We start from the raw sequence: 18,145 nt of genomic DNA, 5'->3' as shown, positions 1-18,145 counted from the left end.
GTGCGTGTCAGTAGGCAAAGACATCCTGTTCTCCCAGTTCGCGTTCGGCGGCCTCCAGCCGGGCGGTGCCCACCCGGTCCACCAGTTTGGCGGCGAGCAGCGCGCTCAGGCTGGCGGGGGCGGCGAGCGGCACGAAGCGGCCCTCGGCGGCCTCCTTGGGCACCTGCCCCAGCCCGGGCGCGGGCAGCACGAGCACCTCCGCCGCCTGCCGCGCGCCCGGGGCGGCGGGGCCGTCGGTGACCAGCACCAGGGCCGCGCCCCGCGCGCCGAGGGCCTGCACCAGCCGGGCGGTGCCCTGCGCGTAGCGGCGCACGGTAAAGGCCACCAGCAGGTCCTGTGGCCCCGCGTCCAGCCAGCGCTCGGGGTCCGCGCCCGCCTCCCCGCCCAGCAGGTGAACGTCCGGCCGCACCCCCCGCCACAGGTGCGCCGCGTAGGCCGCCGCCGGAGCCGACCCCCGCGCGCCCGTTACCCAGACCCGCCGCGCCGCCGCCAACCGCCCGGCCACCCGGTCGAGCTGGGCTTCGGGCATCGCCGCCAGGGCCGTGAAGACCGCCGTCTCGCGCGCCCAGTGCGCCGCCGCCTGCGACTCGGCGGGCAGCGGCGCGGGGGCGTGCCGGGCGCGCAGCTCCAGCCGCACCGCCCGTTGCAGGTCCGGGTAGCCCCGGTATCCCAGCGCCTGCGCGAAGCGGGTGACGCTCGACGGGTTCACCCCCAGGTCCTGCGCGACCTCGGCGGCGCTCATCAGCGGAAGCTCGGCCCAGTGCTGCGTGAGGTGCGCCGCAATGCGCCCCTCGGTTGCGGTCAGCGGCCTCTGCGCCCGCAGCGAGGCCAGCGGAGAAGGTCCTTCCCGGATCTCGGTCATCGGCGGCTGCCCCCCTTCCAGGCCTGCCCTGCGCTTTGCAAGTTTGCTTGCCAGGAGTGTAGGCTCTGGCAAGACCGATTGCAAGACGGGGCCTTTCGCCGGCACAAGTGGGGCCGCGCCGGCCGACGGGTGGAGCGCAGCGGCGCCCCTCACGCCCCGGCCCCGGCTAGACTGCCTCCCGATGCGTTCCGAACTGCTCGACCGCGTGCTGTCGCTGCTGCCCCGCAGGCGCGGCCCCCTGGAACCGCCCCTTTCCGAGCGGTGCGCGCAGGACCTCGCGCTGCTGGGCGAGATGCTGGGCGACTACCCCCGGCGCGGCGGCAAGGGCCTGCGTTCGGAGCTGCTGCTGGCCTCGGCGCGGGCGCACGGGGCGGGCAGGGACCCCGCCCGGTGGGAGGCGGCGCTGTGGCTGGCGGCGGGCCTGGAACTGTTTCAGAACTGGGTCCTGATCCACGACGACATCGAGGACGACTCGGAGGAGCGCCGGGGCCGCCCGGCCCTGCACCGCCTGCACGGGGTGCCGCTGGCGATCAACGCGGGGGACGCGCTGCACGCTTCCATGTGGGCCGCCGTACACCGCGCCGGGGTACCGGGGGGCATGGAAGCCTTTCTGGAGATGGTCTGGCGCACCGCCGAGGGCCAGCACCTCGACCTCGCCTGGGTCGAGCACCGCCGCTGGGACCTGACCGAGGCCGACTACCTGGAGATGGTGCGGCTCAAGACCGCGCGCTACACGGTGGTCGTGCCGCTGCACCTGGGCGCGCTGGCTGCCGGCGTCACGCCCGACGGGCGCTTTCTGGCCGCCGGGCTGCGGCTGGGCACCGCCTTCCAGATTCGGGACGACGTGCTGAACCTCAGCGGCGACGCCGCCAAGTACGGCAAGGAGATCGGCGGCGACCTGTGGGAGGGCAAGCGCACCTTGATCGTGCTGCACTGGCTCGCGCACGCCCCGCAAGACCAGCAGGCCACCTTTCTGGACCAGATGCGCCGCGACCGCGCCGACAAGGATGCGGGCGCCATCGCCGAGATTCACCGCTGGCTGCTGGAGGGCGGCAGCGTGGACTACGCCCAGGCCTACGCGGACGCCCAGGCCGCCGAGGGGCTGGAGCTGCTGGCCGGGGCGCTGGCAGACGCGCCCGATCAGGCGGCGGCGCGGGAGCTGCTGAACACGGTGCGCGAGCTGGCGACGCGGGAGGCGTAGACTTACCCCTCCACCAGCCCCAAAGCCAGCCCCAAAGCCGCGTCCGCGAAGCGCGTGAAGGCCGCGTTCAGCTCCTGCAAGGCGCCCTCGCGCAGCACGCCCCACTCGGCGTAGTACAGCGCCACGTTGATCTCCAGCCCGAAGGCGGGGACGCCCGTGCGGGCCTGCCAGGTCGCGCTGAGGGTGTCGGTGGTCCAGGGGTCGCCCACCGCCACCCGGGTGAGGTCGCCGGTCAGGACCGGGGCGAAGGCCTCGGCGCAGGCCCCTTGCAGGGCGTCCCAGCGGTCGCGGGGAAAGGTCGGCGCCTGCTCGCTGCCGGGCATCAAGGTGAGGGCCGGGCGGGGCGTGCCCGTGTCGGGACCGAGGGCCGGGCCGTGCGAGGCCATCGAGTGCCCCACGATCATCAGCCGCGCGCCCGCCAGCTCCGCCCCGACCTGGGCGTCAAAAGCGTCCCAGACGCGCCGCAGCCGGGCCTCGCGTTGCTGGGGCGTCAGGGTGAAGCCTGGCGGGTAAAGCGGCTGCCGGGCAAAGTCGGTCAGCTTGAGCACCCCGTTGTCCTCGGTGTCGTCGCGCCTGCGGTTGAGGTCGGCGGCAAAGCGGCTCCAGGGCGCTTGCAGGAAGCGGGCGCCCGGCACCGCGTAGATCAGGTCGGTGTAGGGGTCACCCTCCAGAAAGACCCGGCGCAGGAAGGCTTCGCGCGCCGGCGTGTCGAACGCGTCCTCGCCCAGCATGTCGCGCAGCACGTCGGCGGGCAGGGCGCCGGACGGGTGCGGGGCGAGGACGAGCAGGGCGTCACGGTCAGGGGTCATGGGGAGGATGGTACGCGGGGAAGGCAGGCGGATCTCTCTCTCCCCGCGCCCCAGACCCCCAACTGCATTCCGCGCACCCCCGGCGCCCGGCGCCCGGCGGTAGAATGGCGGGTGTGCATCTCTCGTCGCTCTCGACCCTGAACTACCGGAATCTCGCGCCCGGAACGCTGAATTTTCCGGCGGGCGTGACCGGCGTGTTCGGAGAGAACGGGGCGGGCAAGACCAACCTGCTGGAGGCCGCCTACCTGGCGCTGACCGGGCTGACGGACGCCCCCAAGCTCGAACAGCTCGTGCAGTCGGGCGAGCGCGAGGCCTACGTGCGCGCCGACGTGCAGCAGGGCGGCAGCCTCAGCATTCAGGAGGTCGGGCTGGGGCGCGGGCGGCGGCAGCTGAAGGTGGACGGGGTGCGGGTGCGGACCGGGGACCTGCCGCGCGGGAGCGCCGTGTGGATCAGGCCCGAAGACAGTGAGCTGGTCTTTGGCCCCCCGGCGGGGCGGCGGGCGTACCTCGACGCGCTGCTCTCGCGCCTGAGCGCCCGCTACGGGCAGCAGCTCGCGCGCTACGACCGCACGGTGTCGCAGCGCAACGCGGCCCTGCGTGCGGGCGAGGACTGGGCCATGCACGTCTGGGACGACGCGCTGGTGCGGCTCGGCACCGACATCATGCTCTTTCGCCGCCGGGCGCTGACCCGCCTGAACGAGCTGGCCGCCGAGGCCAACGAGGCGCTGGGCAGCCGCAAGCCGCTGACGCTGACCCTGGCCGAGTCCACCGCGCCCGAGACCTACGCCGCCGACCTCGCCGGACGCCGGGCCGAGGAACTCGCGCGCGGCTCGACCGTGACGGGGCCGCACCGCGACGACCTCACGCTGACGCTGGGCGCTTTCGCGGCGAGCGAGTACGCCAGCCGGGGCGAGGGCCGCACGGTCGCCCTGGCCCTGCGCCGCGCCGAACTCGAACTGCTGGCCGAGAGATTCGGGGAAAAGCCGGTGCTGCTCATCGACGACTTTTCCGCTGAACTCGACCCCGGACGCCGGGCTTTTCTCCTCGACCTCGCCGCCAGCGTGCCGCAGGCCCTCGTGACCGGCACTGAGCGGGCGCCGGGCGCCGTGCTGACCCTGCGGGCGCACGCGGGCCGCTTCATGCCGGAGGAGGCCCCGGTGGAGGTGGGGGCATGAGGAGGAGCTGGCAGAGGTTGGTGGTCCGTGGGCAGTGGGTCGGCGGCCTGTCTCTTTCCACGTCCCACTTCCCACTCACCCCTCACGGCCCGAAGGGCACCCATGAGTAAACCCCGGCGCCTGGGCGGCCCGCGCGACCTCTCGCAGCTGATGAACGCCACGCTGGGCACGGCGCGGATCGCCAAGGGGGTGCAGCGGGCGCGGGCGATCCTGGCGTGGCCGCAGGCGGTGGGGCCGGAGATCGCGCGGCTGACCCGGCCCCGGTCGCAGCAGGGCGGCACCCTGTTCGTGGAGGTTCGCGACAGCGCCACCGCGCACCACCTGACCATGCAGCGCCACCACTTTCTGAAAAGCCTGAACGCGCTGCTGGGCGAGGAACGCGTCACCGAGATCCGCTTCAGCGTGGGGACCGTCCGGGCGCCCCCGCCCCCGCCCCGGGTGGCCCCGCTGCCCGCCCCCGACCGCGCCCGCGCGCAGGCGCTGGTGCGGAACGTGGACGGCGACCTGAAGCAGGTGGCGCTGAGGGCCGCCGAGGCGATCACCCGCGCGCGCAAGTGGCGCGAGGAACAGGGCTGGCGACCCTGCCCGGTGTGCGGCGAGGCCAGCCAGGAGCAGCCCTGCCGCGCCTGCACCCTGACCCTGGAGGACCCCAACGTCCGGCGGGCCGCCCGCACCCTGACCCGCGCGCCCGAGCGCCTCGCGGCCCTGCCCGCGCTGCTGGGCGACAGCGGCACGAACGCGGCCCGCTTTCTGGCGCTGGCCCTGCTCGAAGAGCAGCTCGACCTGCTGGCGCTGGAATGCGTCCGCAGCGGGGGCGAGGCAGGCTACCGGGGATTTCTGGCCCAGCAGGCCGAGATGTACCTGGCGCTGGCGCACCGCAGGCCCCGGGGCACCCTCAAGCCCGAAGACCGCGCCGCGCTGCCCGAGCGGGTGCGGCAGGTGCTGGAAGCAGGGCGGTAACGCGAAGGGGGGCGGCGCGGCCACCCCGCCAGACCGCCCGCGCCTCAGCCTGCCCGCGCCGCCGCCAGCACCTTGAAGCCCCCTTCACGCCGCAGCTCCCGCACCGGGCCGACGCTCTCCATCGCCGCCTCGTAGGGCAGCGGCTCGTTGGCGACGAGGTAAAGGGTGCCGCCGGGGGTCAACCGCCGGGAGGCCGCCGCGATGAATTCGCGCGCCACGTCCAGCACGACGCCCCGCCCGACGTGGAAGGGCGGGTTGGTGAGGACCACGTCGAAGGTCCGCTCTCCCAGCGCCGCGTCCACGTCGCTGTGCAATGCCTCGCCCGTCAGGCCGTTGGCGGCGAGCGTGGCCTGCGCGCTGCGGACGCTCTGAAGGTCGCCGTCCAGCAGCGTGACCGCCGCGCCCCGGCGGGCGGCCCAGGCGCCGATCACTCCGGTGCCCGCGCCCAGGTCGAGCACGCGCTTGCCCGCCAGGTCGAGGGCCAGGTCGAGGTCGTCCAGGGTGCCCAGCAGCAGCGCGGTCGCCTTGTCGGGCCGCCCCGAACTGAAGACGCCCGGCAGGCCGACCACCCGCACGCCGCCCAGCTCGTAGCCCTCGGGGTCGGGAACGGCGGGGGTGGGGCCGGGGCGGCGGACCAGCTGCGCCACCCGCATGCCGCCGTCGCGGGCGATGGTCTCCCCCGTCCCGAAGGCCGCGCCCGCCGCGCGCACGTAGCGGTCGAAGCCCTTGTCGCGGTCCCCAGCCAGGTAAAGGGTCCCGCCGGGCGGGGTACTGGCGTGCGCCCAGGCGACCTGCGCCGCAGCGTAGGCGGTACCCCGGTCACCCGACAGCACCAGGGCCACCGTCGGCGCCCGGGTGGGCCAGTGCCCGCGCAGGTCGTCGCCGGGCGCGGCGGCGTGGGCCTCGAGACCCGCCGCCGCGAGGACCCTCAGGGCCGCCGCCGACCCCTCCACCGCCCGCAGCGTCACGCCCGGCAGGCTCGCCAGCAGCCCCCCCATCGCCGTGAGGTCGAGCACGTCGCCCGTCACGCGCCCCTTGCGCATCGTCTGGGCCAGCAACGCCTGCGCCGGGTCCACCCCCGGAAAGCCGCGCACGCCGGGTTTGGTCAGGGCGTGCAGGCCGCCGAGCCGGGCGGGCAACTCGGCGGCCTGCACGTCAAAGTAGCCCCCCACCTGCGGGGGGGAGGCTTCCGGGCGCTCCGGCGCCGCGCGGTGTCGTCTGATCTTCTGTTTGCCCCGGCCAGTCACGCTTCACAGAGTGGCACAGCGCCGGTCGTGTCGGGGCGCGCGGGTCAGGACAGAGGAGGACAAGGCAGAGGGAAGCGGGCGGCTTTTCTCCCCCGGCCGCCCTCCCCGGAGCCGGGAGCGAAGGAGTACTGTGGCGGTATCCGGCGGTTTTACGTTGGAAGCAGGGTCGAGGAGTCCTGATCTGCGGGGCACGTTCACACATCACCCCGGCACCCGCCGGGGAGGCGCCCGCAGCGGGAAACGGAGGCGTCATGCACAAAGAAGCGTCCCGGAACCTTATTCGCTTGCCGCTCACGGCCCTGGTCTCGGCCGGGCTGCTGCTGGGCTGCGCCTCGCTGCCCCTGCCGCACACCCAGGCCGGTCCCCCGCGCGTGGTGGCGACCGGCCTCAACGGTCCCCAGGGGGTCCACGTGGGCAGCGACGGCACCCTGTGGGTCACCGACGACGGGCTGGGCGGGGAGACGCCCTTCGACGTGCCCTCGCCGCAGGGCAACGCGGAGGGCAACTACGGCCCCACGGCCCGTGTGGTCCGGGTGGCGCCGGACGGCACCCAGACAGTGGTGGCGAACACGCCGTCCATCTTCATTCCCGGCATCGGTCCCACCGGGGGCGGCAAGATCGCGGTGATCGGCAGCAACGTCTACGTCGCCAACGGGGTGTGGAACGCCGGATTCTCCATCGCCCGCCCTGCGGGGGCGTCCGCCGTGCTGCGGATCGACGGGGCGGCGGCCACCGAGGTCGCCAACGTGTTCGCCTTCGAGGCGGCCACCAACCCCGACGGCGTCCCCGCCGAGCAGGGCGGCATCGACTCGCACGCCTACGGCCTGGGGGCCGGACCGGACGGGCAGCTGTACGTGGCCGACGCGGGCGCCAACGCGCTGTTCAAGGTGGACCCCGGCAGCGGCGCGGTCAGCCTGGTCGCCTCACTGGCGGGCCGCACCGGGACAGGCGCGCAGTCGGTGCCGACCGGGGTCGCCTTCGGCCAGGACGGCGCCGCCTACGTCTCGCTGCTCAGCGGCGGCCCCTTCCCCAGCGGCGCGGCGCGGGTGGTGAAGGTCTCGGGCGGTACGGTCAGCGACTTTGCCACCGGCATGACCATGCTCACCGACGTGGAACGCGGGCCGGACGGCAACCTCTATGCGGTGTCCTTCGGCCGCTTCGCCCCGGCGCCGGGCGGCAGCCCCTTCGTGCCCAACGCGGGGTCGGTGATCCGCCTGAAGGCGGGCGGCGTCAAGGAGACGGTCCTGAGTGGCCTGAACTACCCCACTTCCCTCGCCTTCAACGCTGCCGGGGACGCCTACGTGGCCGAGAACGGTGTGGGGGCGCCGGGTAGCGGCCGGGTCGTGCGCTACAGCGGCCTGACCCGCTATCCGGCGGAGTAGAGGCCAGCCCCCTGTCTTCCTCCCATTGCCAGCGGGGTTGGCCTTTTCGCCAGCCCCGCTCCCTTTAGCCGCGCTCGTCCACCACGCCCCGGCCCTCGTGGGCGGGGTCGAGACTCAGGGCGTCGAGGCGAACGGCGAAGCGGCGCTGGAAGTCGGCCTGCACCGCCTCCAGGTCACTCCGGCTCTCCCCACGCACGGTGACCCCCACCCGGTCGGCGCCGCCCTGCGACCACAGCCGCAGCGTATGGGCCGCGTGGTCGAGGCCGTGCCCGGCCAGCCAGAACGCGACCTCGCGCGGAAAGAGCTTCACGCCCTTGACCTTGAGCATTCCGCCGACGTTGCCGAACACGCCACCCGGCAGATAGGCGCCGTCCGCCCGCCGCTCCAGCCGGGTCAGGTCCCCGGTGCGGAAGCGCAGCAGCGGCATCGCCTCCTTGGCCAGGTGGGTCACCACGAGTTCGCCGCGCTCGCCGTCCGCGACCGGCTGGCCGCTGTCGGGGTCAAGCACCTCCACGAAAACCCAGTCGTCGAGCACCCGCAGGCCGTCTTGCCGGGGCGTCTCCAGCGCGATCAGGCCCGCCTCGCTGGTGGCGTAGCAGTCCAGGGCCGTGCCCCCCAGCGCCGCCTGCACCCGCTCACGGCGGCCCGCGATAGAGGTCAGCGGCTCGCCCGACGAGATCAGCAGTTCGACCCGCGCGCCCGCCTCCCCGAGCTTCTGCGCGAAGCTGGGCGCGGACACCAGCACCCGCACCCCCAGCCGCGCCAGGGTGTCGAGCTGCGCTTCCGTCTCGCCCGGCCCGAAAGGGATGGTCTTGGCGCCCAGGGCTTCCAGGCCGTCTTGCATCAGCCAGCCGCCCGCGAAGCGGTGGTAGCCGAACGCGACCTGCACGTGGTCTCCAGGCCGCACGCCTGCCCGCCCGAACGCCGCCGCCGAGGCCCGGCCATGCGCCGCGATGTCCGCCCGCGTGGCGTACTCGGGCAGCCAGCCCCCGCCGGGGTGGGGCGTGAGGTGAACGCGCACAGCGTCCGGGTGGACGAGTTCGCCCGCCGCCCACGCCCCGGTCAGGCGCTCGCGGGTGAGCAGCGGCACGTCGGTCCAGGGGGCGTCCTGCGGCAGCCCGGTCAGGGCCGCGCGGTAGAGGGGCAGCGTTCGCAGCCGCCCCAGCAGGGCGGGCAGGTCAGGCGGAGCCGGAGCGGACGAGATCAGGGTATTGGTCATGGAGTCCCCAAAGAGTTGGACAGGCGTTGCCTGCCATCCCCCTCCCCCGCAGGAAGGGAGGAGTAACAAGCCGTTGCACGCGGCTGAGCTGTGGTCTTTTGCCTCGTCCCACAACCCACCACCTCCTTCCCGGTGCGGCGCGCCTCACATCCAGCGTTTGCGCCGCTTGTAGCTTTTCACGTCGCGGAAGTTCCGGCGCTGGCCGTGTTCGGTCACGCCCAGGTAGAACTCCCGCACGTCGGGGTTGTCGGCCAGCTCGGCGCTGCGGCCTTCCATCACGATGCGGCCGCCTTCCATCACGTAGCCGTAGTCGCTGTGGCGCAGGGCGATGTTGGCGTTTTGCTCGACCACGAGGACGCTCAGGCCTTCCTCGCGGTTGATGCGCCGGACATTGTCGAAAATCTCGGCCACCAGCAGCGGCGCCAGGCCCAGCGACGGCTCGTCGAGCAGCAACACCCGGGGGTGGGCCATCAGGGCGCGGCCAATCGCCAGCATCTGCTGTTCGCCGCCCGAGGTGTAGCCTGCCTGGCGGGTCCGGAGCGTCCGCAGCTTGGGAAAGTAGCTGTAGATGCGCTCCAGGTCAGCCCGCCAGTCCCCGCGCCCCAGGATCGCCCCGGCGCGCAGGTTCTCCTCGACCGAGAGGTGCTTGAAGACCCGGCGGCCTTCGGGCACCTGCACGACGCCCGCCCCCACCACCTCGGTGCCGCCCAGGGCGCTGAGGGTCCTCCCGCCGAAGGTGACGGTGCCTTCCAGAATCCGGCCGTTCTCGGGCTTGAGCAGTCCCGAGATCGCGCGCAGGGTGGTGGTCTTGCCCGCGCCGTTGGTGCCCAGCAGCGCCGTGACGCTTCCAGCTCGCACGGTCAGCGACACGCCGCGCAGCACCTGAATGATGTCGTGGTAGACGACCTCCACGTTGTTGACGGTCAGGTCGCCGGGGTCGCGGGCCGCCGCGAGGGGCGGGGGAGCGGCGGCCGCTGGAGGGGGAGAGAGGGTCAAGAGCAGGACCTCCTTGGGGCGGTGGAAGGCGGACTGTGCCGTCCCCCGGCACGCAGCGGCACGCCAGGGGACGCGGTGGGCCTTACCTTAGCGGATGCACCAGCGGGAACAGCTGGCTGCGCTGCGCGCCCGTGATCGCCTTGAAGTTGCCGGTCTGGTCAGCTTGCAAGAGGCGCAGGCTCTCGGCGCCCACGTGGTCTTTCGCGCTGAAGGTCACCGGGCCGACCGAGAAGCCGGGGTTAAAGGCGCGGCTGCCGTTCATGCTGATGATGCCCTTGTACAGCCCGGCGGCGGTCAGGTCGGTCTTGGCACGCTTCATCGCCTCGACCGCGATAGCGGCGGCGAGCATCCCGCTGGTGTAGTGGACGCTGCGGATGGTGTCGGCCTTGCGGTTGTATTGCGCGCCGATCTTCTTGACGAGCTGGATGCCGGGGCGGTTGCCCTCGTCGTAGAGGTAGTAGCTCGTCGCCCAGATGAAGTCCTCGGCGGCGTCTCCGGCCAGCTTGGTGAGGTCCTCGCCGCCCGCGTAGTGCGCGCCCATAAACTGCATCTTGCCCAGCAGGTTCAGGCGCTTGGCGTCCTTGAGGATGTTCGCCACCGGCCCGGCGGTGTTCTGGTTGATGACGTACCCCACCCCCTGCGACTCGAAGCGGCGCAGCATCGCCGTGTTGTCGAGGTTGTTGCCGCCGACCTCCTGCACGTCCACGATTCTGAGGCCCAGGCGGGTGGCGGCCTTGCGGGCGTCCACGACCGGGTCGCGCCCGAAGGGGCTGGGGTTCACGACCAGCGCGACTTTCGCCCCACGGTCCTTTTTCGCCACGTACTCCAGCAGCGCCACGATGTTCTCGCTGTAGGAGCTGACCGGCAAGAACATGTAGGTGTTGTTGGGCGGGTCGATGAGGCCGATGTGGTAGCTCGCCGGGAGGGTGGGGACCTTGGTCTCCTCGATCACGCCCTTGAGCTGGAGGTTGCTGCCGGTGCTGTAGCTCAGGAACAGCGGCGCGTTCTGGTTGCCCACGAACTCCTCGAAATTGCGCTGGGTGTTCGCGTTGTTGTACTGGTCGTCGCGCACCACGCAGTTGAGCCGCACGCCGGGCAGCATGTTCTGGCTGGTGGCGTACTTGCAGTAGTCCTCCACGCCCGCCGCGTAGCTCGCCCCCGCGTCCGAGGTGGGGCCGGTAATGGCGCCCGACCAGCCCAGGGTCACGGTCTTCTGCGCGCCGGCGAGGGAGAGGGAAACGAGGGCGGTCAGGGCAAGTGCTTTCTTCATGGTGCAACCTCCGGGAGAGGGGAAGGGGCGCGGGTGAGAGTGGATGAAGGTGGAAGGTGGATCGCGGCCATTTCGTTCTGCGGGGGTCGGAAGGACGCCGCCCCCCGCTGCACGGCATGACCGCTCTTTCTGCGGCAACCCGCTTCGCTCGCGGGGCCGTCTCAGAACTTGTAGGGCCATTTCTTGAAATACATCCGCGAGAGCCGCCACCAGTTCGCCAGGCCGCGCGGCTCGAACATCAGGAAGAGGACGATGGTGAGGCCGAACGCCAGGGGCCGCAGCGCCGTCGCCGCGTCCACCCCTTCCGGGAAAAGGTTCTGGGCGCCCAGCCAGCCGCTCGCGGCCTCCATGCTGCGGTCGAGCGCGACGATAAAGAGGGGACCCAGAAAGGCGCCCGGCAGGCTGCCCAGGCCGCCCACAATCGCCATCGCCAGCAGCTGCACGCTGATGTGCAGGCCGTAATCCTCGATCACGACCGCTTTCTGGAAGTAGGCGAAGAGGCCGCCCGCGATGCCCGCGTAGAAGGAGCCGATCAGGAAGGCGGTGAGCTTGGCCCGCCCCGGGTGGATGCCCATCGCGGCGGCGGCGCGGTCGTTGTCGCGCACGGCGATCAGGGCGCGGCCGTGCCGGGTCCGCAGCACGTTGCGCCACAGCAGGGCGAGCAGCACCAGCACGGGCAGGATCAGGTAGTACCAGAAGATGTTGTGGTTGAAGAAGGTGTCGCGGATGCCGAACACCTGCACGGTCGGCAGCGGGATCGCGCCGCCCTGTTGCAGGATCGGCAGGTGCCCGACCGTCCACTCGAAGATGATCTGAAAGGCCAGGGTGGCGACCGCGAGGTACAGGTACTTCAGCCGCAAGCTGGGCAGCCCCACGAAGGTCCCGACGAGCGCCCCCGCCACCCCGCCCAGCGGAATCGCCAGGAAAAACGGGAGGTTCAGCCGGGTCGCCGCCAGCGCCGTCGCGTAGGCGCCCACGCCCATGAAAGCCGCCTGCCCGATGTTGATCAGGCCGGTGTACCCGGTCGTCACGTTCAGGCCGATCACCGCGACCGCGTAGATCATGATCAGGTTCACGTCGCGCAGGAGGGTCTTGGGGAGCAGCAGCGGCAGCGCGAGCAGCAGCCCCACAAAGACGATCAGCGAGAGTTGCTCGGCCCAGGTGGCGAAGATCGTCTGGTCCTGCCGGTAGCGGGTGCGGTAGTTGCCGGTCTGGGTAAAGCGGGAAGCGGGCATCAGCGGGCCTCCCCGGCCGGAAGGGGGGGCTTACACACGTTCGATCTCCTTCGTGCCGAACAGGCCGTAGGGCCGGATCAGGAGCACCGCGATCAGCACGATGAAAGGAAAGACCTCGCGGGTGCCGCCGCCCGGCACGATGGCGTCGAGGTACCCCGCCGACAGGTTTTCCAGAATGCCGATCAGCATCCCGCCGACAATCGCGCCCACCACGCTGTCCAGCCCACCCAGGATCACGACCGGGAAGACCTTCAGGCCGATTCCGGCGAGGCCGCCCAGCGTCAGGCCGCTCATCAGGCCCAGGATCACCCCGGCGGCGGCGGCGCTCAGCCCGGCGGCGGCCCAGGCGAGGGCGAAGACGCGCTCGACGCTGGTGCCCACGCTCATCGCGGCCATCTGATCGTCGGCCACCGCGCGCATGGTGATGCCCAGGGTGGACTTGTTGAAGAAGTAGGTGAAGCCCGCCAGCAGCCCCAGCGCCGCGAGCACCCCGGCGATCTGAGTGCGCGAGAGCGGCGTGCCGAACAGCTCCAGCCCCTGCCCGGTCAGCACGGCGGGCGTCTGGAAGGAAAAGCTCCCGGCCCCGTAGGGGGTGAGGTGCAGCAGCCCGTCGATCACGCTGCTCAGGCCGATGGTCACCATGATCACCGAGATGATCGGCTCGCCCACCATCCGCCGCAGAAAGACGCGCTCGATCAGCATCCCCAGCAGGAAGGTGGCGAGCATGGCGATCAGGCCCGCCAGCCAGAAGTTCACGCCGCGCTGCGTCAGGGCAAAGGCGATAAAGGCCCCGGTGGCGATGATCTGCCCGTGCGCGAAGTTGATGACGCGGCTGGACTTGTAGATCAGGACGAAGCCCAGCGCGGCCAGCGCGTAGATCGAGCCGATCACCACGCCAGCGAGAATCAGTTGCGGGAGGAGGTCCACTCAGGCGTCCTTTCGGGCGAGAAGGCGCAGGGGGGCAGGGGTCACGCGCCCACCGCCGCGCGGGGCTGGGGGACGGTGGCCGGGGCGGTTTCCGCGCCCGGCACCCGGTGGACCGGCACCTCCGTCTCCACCCGCTGCACCTGCCCGTCCTGGTACTTGAACTCGGCCTGCACGCGCACCCTCTCGGAGCCGTCGTACAGCGCGGCGATGATGGGCGCATACCGCTCGCGGATGACCCCACGCCGGACCTTGCCGGTGCGGGTCAGCTCGTCGTCGTCGGCGTCGAGCTGTTTGTACAGCAGCACGAAGCGGCGGACGCGCTCGTGGGGTTCCAGGCGCGCGTTGACCGCCTGCACCTCCCCCGCGATCAGCCCGGCGAGGTCGGGTTTGCTGCTGAGGTCCATGTAGGTCGTGTAGGCGAGCTGGCGTTTTTCGGCCCACTGCCCGGCGGTGAGGGGATCGAGGTTGAGCAGCGCCGTCACCTCAGGCTGCCCGTCGCCCAGCACGACCGCCTCCTTGATGTAGGGGCTGAACTTCAGGCGGTTTTCGATGAACTGCGGGCTGAAGCGCTCGCCCGCGCTGCTGTGCATCACGTCGCTCAGGCGGTCGATCACGACCAGGTGGCCGTCTGCCGTCAGGCGGCCCGCATCCCCGGAGTGCAGCCAGCCTTCCCGGATGGTCTCGGCAGTCGCCCCCGGCTTCTTGTAGTAGCCGTGGCAGACGGCGGGACTGCGGCTGATGATCTCGCCGTCGTCGGCGATGCGGACCTCGCCGCCCGGCAGGATCTTGCCCACCGTGTCGAAGCGCACGTCGCCGTCGCGGTGGACATAGGCGATGCCCACGATCTCGGTCTGGCCGTAGATCTGCTTCAGGTTCACGCCCAGGCCGTGGTAGAAGCGGAACACGTCGGGGCCGAGCGCCGCGCCCCCCGTGTAGGCCCGTTTCAGCCGCAAGAAGCCCAGCTGGTCGAGCAAGGGCCGGGTCAGCCCCCAGTAGGCCAGCCAGCGCTTGAAGGCGGTCATGGCCCCCGGTTTCTGCCCGGTCAATGAGGCGTCGGCAGCGTCCGTGCTCCACTTCAGGAGCCGGCGGTACAGGGCGCGGTTCACCCCGTAGCTCTCCTGCATCCGCAGGAACATCTGCGACTGGATGTTCTCCCACACGCGCGGCGGGGCGAACATCACGTGCGGGCCGATCTCGACGAGGTCGTGCATGGCGGTCTCGGTGCTTTCCGGGAAGTTCACGGTCAGGCCGCTGGCGAGGGCCACCGCGACCGTCATCATCTGCTCGCCGATCCAGGCCATCGGCAAAAAGGAGAGGTAGTCGTCGCCGGGCCGCAGCGGATCGACCTCGGAGAGTGCCTGGCCCATGTACAGCAGGTTGCGGTGGCTGAGCATGGCGGCTTTGGGCAGGCCGGTCGTGCCGCTCGTGAGCGAGAAGTGGCAGAGGTCGTCCGGTCTTCCCAGCGCCGACTCGCGCCCGAACACGTCCGAGGGGTCGTGCCGCCCCAGCTCCAGCAGCTCGTCGAAAGACAGGAACCAGTCGTCCCCGGCGTGGCGGCTCATGCCGCGCGGATCCTCGTAGATGACCCGGCGGACCTGCGGCAACTCGTGCCGGTGTTCGAGCAGCTTGTCCACCTGCTCCTCGTCCTCGGCCAGCACCACCACCGCGTCGGTGTAGTCCACGACGTAGCGGACCTCGGACGCCACGCTGCTCTGGTAGACGCCCACGCTGATCGCGCCCAGCGCCTGCGCCCCGACCTCCAGGTAAACCCAGGCGGGGATGTTCTCCGCGAGGATGGCGACCTTGTCCCCCCGGCGCACCCCCAGCGCGTACAGCCCGGCGGCGACCTCGCGGGCGCGTTCCAGGTAGGCCGCGTAGGTCGTCTCGTTCCAGATGCCGTACTGCTTGTGGCGCAGGGCGACGGCGTTCGGCGTCGCGGCCGCCCGCCGCGCCAGCAGCTGCGGAATGGTCAGCGTGGTCACGTCGCCCAGGCTCATGTGCCCACCGCCGGCGCCCTGCCCTGCGGAGCGGCCGCCGGCTGGGCGACCCCGGGCTGCGCGACTCCGGTATAGGCCTCGATCACGCGCGGGTCGGCGCTGACCTCGGCGGGCGTGCCCCCGGCGATGCGCTGCCCGAAGTCGAGCACGTACACCCGGTCGCTGATGTCCATCACCACGCCCAGGTCGTGCTCGATCAGGACCACCGTGATCCCCTGCTCGCGCTGGATGTCGAGGATAAAGCGCACCATGTCCTCCTTTTCCTCGACGTTCATACCCGCCATCGGCTCGTCGAGCAGCAGCAGGCGGGGCGCCAGGGTCAGTGCCCGCGCCACCTCCACGCGCTTCTGGATGCCGTAACTCAGCGTGCCCACCGGGTGCGCGCGGTAGGCTTCCAGCTCCATGAAATCCACGATCCGCTCGACATAGGCGCGGTTTTCCGCCTCCTGGCGGCTGGCACGGCCGTAGAAGAACAGACTGTCGAGCAGGCCGTAGCGCAGGTGGGTGTGCCGGGCGAGCAGCAGGTTTTCCACCACGCTCAGGCCCCGGAACAGTTCGAGGTTCTGAAAGGCGCGGGCGATCCCGAAGCCGGTCACCACGTTGGGCGCCGAGCGCGACAGGTCGTGTTCCCCGAAGGTGATGCGCCCACGCGTCGGGTGGTAAAAGCCGCTGATGCAGTTGAGCAGGCTGGTCTTGCCCGCCCCGTTGGGACCGATGATGCTCACGATCTCGCCCTCGGGAACGATGAGGCTCACGTCGGTCAGGGCGTTGAGACCGCCGAAAGTCAGCGTGACGTTCTCGACGTGCAGCTGACGGGCAGCCGGTGGAGCGGCGGACACGGGCGGCATTTCACCTCCTGCAAAGGGGCAACCGGGGAAGCCAGACGCAGCGCGGAAAGGGGCCACGCAAAGAGCAGCGCGGACACAGCACGAGGAGGTTGTCGGTGCGTGAAGTATGAGCGTTCCCCCAGTGGAGATGAAGAGAGCCTGTCTAGACGATCTGCCCTTGGGAGGCCAGCTTCTTCGACCGATCTAGACAAGCCGAGTCGCTCACCTTGCCCTCTCCTCAGACTGGACGGACTGTGAAAACACCGCTGACGCCGCTGGACGCCGTACTGCGCGCCCTGGCCCTGCGGCCCGAAAGGCCGCTGCTGGAGGAAGGCGGGCAGACAGTCAGCACCGCGCAGTTCGCGGGCCGCACGGCCCGGTTGGTGACGCTCCTGCGCGAACAGGGCCTGACCTCCGGCGGCCACGTCCTGCTGATCTCGCCCAACAGTGGCGACGCGCTGCTGGCCTTTCACGCGGTGCCGCTGGCCGGAGGGGTGATCGTGCCGCTGAATCCGGCCTTCGGGGACGAGGCGCTGCGCTTTCTGAGCGGCCACGCCGACCCGGTGCTGGCGCTGGTGGACGCCGCGCACCTGCCCCGGGTGGCGGAGGCGCTGCACAAGAGCGGCGTTCCCACGCTGCCCATCGGCGCGGGGTCAACGCTGGCCGGACGGCTCGCGGGCGTCGCCCCGGCCCCGCTGGCGCTTCCCGACAGGCTGGACGAGGACCAGCCCATCAGCATCAACTACACCTCGGGCACGACCAGCGACCCCAAGGGCGTGATGCTGACGCACCGAGGGGCCTTCGTGAACCTCGCCAACATGCTCTACCACCTCGACCTGCGGCCCGGCAGCGTCTTTCTGCACGCGCTGCCGCTGGCGCACGGCAACGGCTGGGGCTGCGCCTGGGCCGTTACGGCGGCGGGCGGCACCCACGTCACGCTGCCCGAGCTGACACCCGAGCGGCTGCGCGCGGCTCTGCTGACGGGCCGGGTCACCCACCTGTGTGCCTCCCCCGCGCTGCTCGCGCCGCTGGCCGACGCCGCCGCGCCGCTGAGTCTGCCCCGGCCGGTGCGGCTGGCGGTCGCAGGGACCAGTCCGCACCCCCGGCTGCTGGGCACCCTCCAGGCCCAGGGCTTCGAGGTGCTGCACTCCTACGGCCTGACCGAGACCAGCGCCCTGCTGACCCTCACCGACAGCGCCGACCTGGCCGGGCTGCCGGACGCCCCAGCGGTGCTGGCCCGGCAGGGGCACCCGATGATCTTCGGCGGGCAGGTGCGGGTGGTCACGCCCGGCGGGGCGCCTGTGCCGCCCGACGGCGCGACGCCCGGCGAGGTCGTGATTCGCAGCAACCAGACCATGAAGGGCTACTACAAAAACCGCGCCGCGACCCGCCGCGCCCTCCAAAACGGCTGGCTGCACACCGGGGACGTGGCCTGCGTCCACCCCGACGGACGGCTGGAAATTCTCGACCGCGCCGGGGACCTGCTCAGCGTGGCCGGGCAGACCGTCTCCAGCGTGGAGATCGAGGCCGTGCTCTACCGCCACCCCAGCGTCCGCGAGGCCGTGGTGGTCGCCGCGCCGGGCGAGGGGGGAGGAGGAGACGACCTGCCCGTCGCCTTTGTGACCCTGCATCCGGGCGCCGGGGTCCAGCCCCGCGAACTGCTCGACTTCGCGCGTCCCCACCTGCCTCCCCACGCCCTGCCCACCCGCATCGTCTTTGCCCCCGAACTGCCCAAGACCGCCAGTGGCAAGGTTCTGAAACACGCCCTGCGTGCCCAGGCCAGGGCGCGGGCAGGCGGGGCCGTGGGGGATTGAGAAGAGGCGGCAGCATTGGAGCTGAGAGGCGGCTGCGGTCCATCCCATTTCCTGTGGACCCGTAGCGTCATCCTCGCCTGTTCTGGAGCTTCTCCGCCCTGCTCTGGGATGGCGGTGCCGTCCACCCCCCTCTGCTGCGCAGGGCTGGGGGTGGGGGCAAGCCGAATCAAGACCTCCTGCCCAAAGAGGGAGAATGTCACCCCTTCCCATCCACCCCCCCTCTG

The 18,145-nt window shown here is 71.6% G+C and carries 15 protein-coding genes; 5 read left to right on the top strand and 10 right to left on the bottom strand.

Annotation, left to right across the window (positions count from 1 at the left end; genetic code table 11):
* Positions 1-7: 7 nt before the first annotated feature.
* Entirely contained in the window at positions 8-862 is an 855-nt protein-coding gene (locus HNQ09_RS14445; protein ID WP_184030707.1) for a MurR/RpiR family transcriptional regulator, read from the bottom strand.
* Positions 863-1,043: 181 nt separating this feature from the next.
* Between HNQ09_RS14445 and HNQ09_RS14440 the strand changes: the two genes are divergently transcribed.
* A complete protein-coding gene (locus HNQ09_RS14440) occupies positions 1,044-2,063 on the top strand; it encodes a polyprenyl synthetase family protein (RefSeq protein ID WP_184030705.1) in 1,020 nt (339 codons plus the stop codon).
* 2 nt (positions 2,064-2,065) lie between these two features.
* On the opposite strand, the gene HNQ09_RS14435 is transcribed toward HNQ09_RS14440, so the two are convergent.
* On the bottom strand, positions 2,066-2,872 hold the full coding sequence (locus HNQ09_RS14435) for an N-formylglutamate amidohydrolase (RefSeq protein ID WP_184030703.1): 807 nt from the start codon (positions 2,870-2,872) through the stop codon (positions 2,066-2,068).
* Positions 2,873-2,976: 104 nt separating this feature from the next.
* Between HNQ09_RS14435 and recF the strand changes: the two genes are divergently transcribed.
* A complete protein-coding gene (gene recF / locus HNQ09_RS14430) occupies positions 2,977-4,047 on the top strand; it encodes a DNA replication/repair protein RecF (RefSeq protein WP_184030701.1) in 1,071 nt (356 codons plus the stop codon).
* Between the two features lie 102 nt (positions 4,048-4,149).
* Positions 4,150-5,007 carry a DciA family protein gene (locus HNQ09_RS14425; protein ID WP_184030699.1) on the top strand — a complete coding sequence of 286 codons (858 nt, stop codon included), beginning with the start codon at positions 4,150-4,152 and terminating at the stop codon, positions 5,005-5,007.
* Positions 5,008-5,051: 44 nt separating this feature from the next.
* Here HNQ09_RS14425 and HNQ09_RS14420 read toward each other — a convergent pair whose 3' ends face one another.
* Positions 5,052-6,254 carry a methyltransferase gene (locus HNQ09_RS14420; protein WP_184030697.1) on the bottom strand — a complete coding sequence of 401 codons (1,203 nt, stop codon included), beginning with the start codon at positions 6,252-6,254 and terminating at the stop codon, positions 5,052-5,054.
* Between the two features lie 251 nt (positions 6,255-6,505).
* On the opposite strand from HNQ09_RS14420, the gene HNQ09_RS14415 reads away from it, so the two are divergent.
* Positions 6,506-7,636, top strand: a complete 1,131-nt coding sequence (locus HNQ09_RS14415) for a ScyD/ScyE family protein (protein WP_184030695.1) — start codon at positions 6,506-6,508, stop codon at positions 7,634-7,636.
* 64 nt (positions 7,637-7,700) lie between these two features.
* On the opposite strand, the gene HNQ09_RS14410 is transcribed toward HNQ09_RS14415, so the two are convergent.
* From HNQ09_RS14410 to HNQ09_RS14380, 7 genes are all read right to left on the bottom strand, one after another.
* Positions 7,701-8,855: a phenylacetate--CoA ligase family protein gene (locus tag HNQ09_RS14410; protein WP_184030693.1), complete on the bottom strand. Its 1,155-nt coding sequence runs from the start codon at positions 8,853-8,855 to the stop codon at positions 7,701-7,703.
* Between the two features lie 144 nt (positions 8,856-8,999).
* The gene (locus HNQ09_RS14405) at positions 9,000-9,851 is read right to left on the bottom strand and encodes an ABC transporter ATP-binding protein (protein WP_184030691.1); all 852 of its coding nucleotides are present in this window, start codon (positions 9,849-9,851) and stop codon (positions 9,000-9,002) included.
* An 82-nt stretch (positions 9,852-9,933) separates the two neighbouring features.
* Positions 9,934-11,121: an ABC transporter substrate-binding protein gene (locus HNQ09_RS14400; RefSeq protein ID WP_184030689.1), complete on the bottom strand. Its 1,188-nt coding sequence runs from the start codon at positions 11,119-11,121 to the stop codon at positions 9,934-9,936.
* Positions 11,122-11,282: 161 nt separating this feature from the next.
* Positions 11,283-12,356, bottom strand: coding sequence for a branched-chain amino acid ABC transporter permease (locus tag HNQ09_RS14395; protein WP_184030687.1), 1,074 nt, complete (start codon positions 12,354-12,356; stop codon positions 11,283-11,285).
* 30 nt (positions 12,357-12,386) lie between these two features.
* Complete coding sequence (locus tag HNQ09_RS14390) at positions 12,387-13,283, bottom strand: ABC transporter permease subunit (RefSeq protein WP_184030685.1); 897 nt, start codon at positions 13,281-13,283, stop codon at positions 12,387-12,389.
* Positions 13,284-13,324: 41 nt separating this feature from the next.
* Positions 13,325-15,280, bottom strand: coding sequence for an AMP-binding protein (locus HNQ09_RS14385; protein ID WP_184030683.1), 1,956 nt, complete (start codon positions 15,278-15,280; stop codon positions 13,325-13,327).
* A complete protein-coding gene (locus HNQ09_RS14380; protein WP_184030681.1) occupies positions 15,277-16,128 on the bottom strand; it encodes an ABC transporter ATP-binding protein in 852 nt (283 codons plus the stop codon). Before HNQ09_RS14380 ends, HNQ09_RS14385 begins: the two co-directional genes overlap by 4 nt.
* Positions 16,129-16,361: 233 nt before the next feature.
* Between HNQ09_RS14380 and HNQ09_RS14375 the strand changes: the two genes are divergently transcribed.
* Positions 16,362-17,921: an AMP-binding protein gene (locus tag HNQ09_RS14375; protein ID WP_184030680.1), complete on the top strand. Its 1,560-nt coding sequence runs from the start codon at positions 16,362-16,364 to the stop codon at positions 17,919-17,921.
* The last annotated feature ends 224 nt before the right edge of the window (positions 17,922-18,145 follow it).

The organism is Deinococcus budaensis (assembly GCF_014201885.1).
Classification (GTDB): Bacteria; Deinococcota; Deinococci; order Deinococcales; family Deinococcaceae; genus Deinococcus; species Deinococcus budaensis.
The sequence above is the reverse complement of the archived record's forward strand: the minus strand, read 5'-3'. Positions and strand labels throughout refer to the sequence as shown.

Excerpts from the sequence above, each read along its gene's own strand:
- HNQ09_RS14445 (WP_184030707.1), bottom strand. The coding sequence starts at position 862 with ATGACCGAGATCCGGGAAGGACCTTCTCCGCTGGCCTCGCTGCGGGCG.
- HNQ09_RS14440 (WP_184030705.1), top strand. The coding sequence starts at position 1,044 with ATGCGTTCCGAACTGCTCGACCGCGTGCTGTCGCTGCTGCCCCGCAGG.
- HNQ09_RS14435 (WP_184030703.1), bottom strand. The coding sequence starts at position 2,872 with ATGACCCCTGACCGTGACGCCCTGCTCGTCCTCGCCCCGCACCCGTCC.
- recF (WP_184030701.1), top strand. The coding sequence starts at position 2,977 with ATGGCGGGTGTGCATCTCTCGTCGCTCTCGACCCTGAACTACCGGAAT.
- HNQ09_RS14425 (WP_184030699.1), top strand. The coding sequence starts at position 4,150 with ATGAGTAAACCCCGGCGCCTGGGCGGCCCGCGCGACCTCTCGCAGCTG.
- HNQ09_RS14415 (WP_184030695.1), top strand. The coding sequence starts at position 6,506 with ATGCACAAAGAAGCGTCCCGGAACCTTATTCGCTTGCCGCTCACGGCC.
- HNQ09_RS14410 (WP_184030693.1), bottom strand. The coding sequence starts at position 8,855 with ATGACCAATACCCTGATCTCGTCCGCTCCGGCTCCGCCTGACCTGCCC.
- HNQ09_RS14400 (WP_184030689.1), bottom strand. The coding sequence starts at position 11,121 with ATGAAGAAAGCACTTGCCCTGACCGCCCTCGTTTCCCTCTCCCTCGCC.
- HNQ09_RS14395 (WP_184030687.1), bottom strand. The coding sequence starts at position 12,356 with ATGCCCGCTTCCCGCTTTACCCAGACCGGCAACTACCGCACCCGCTAC.
- HNQ09_RS14385 (WP_184030683.1), bottom strand. The coding sequence starts at position 15,280 with ATGAGCCTGGGCGACGTGACCACGCTGACCATTCCGCAGCTGCTGGCG.
- HNQ09_RS14380 (WP_184030681.1), bottom strand. The coding sequence starts at position 16,128 with ATGCCGCCCGTGTCCGCCGCTCCACCGGCTGCCCGTCAGCTGCACGTC.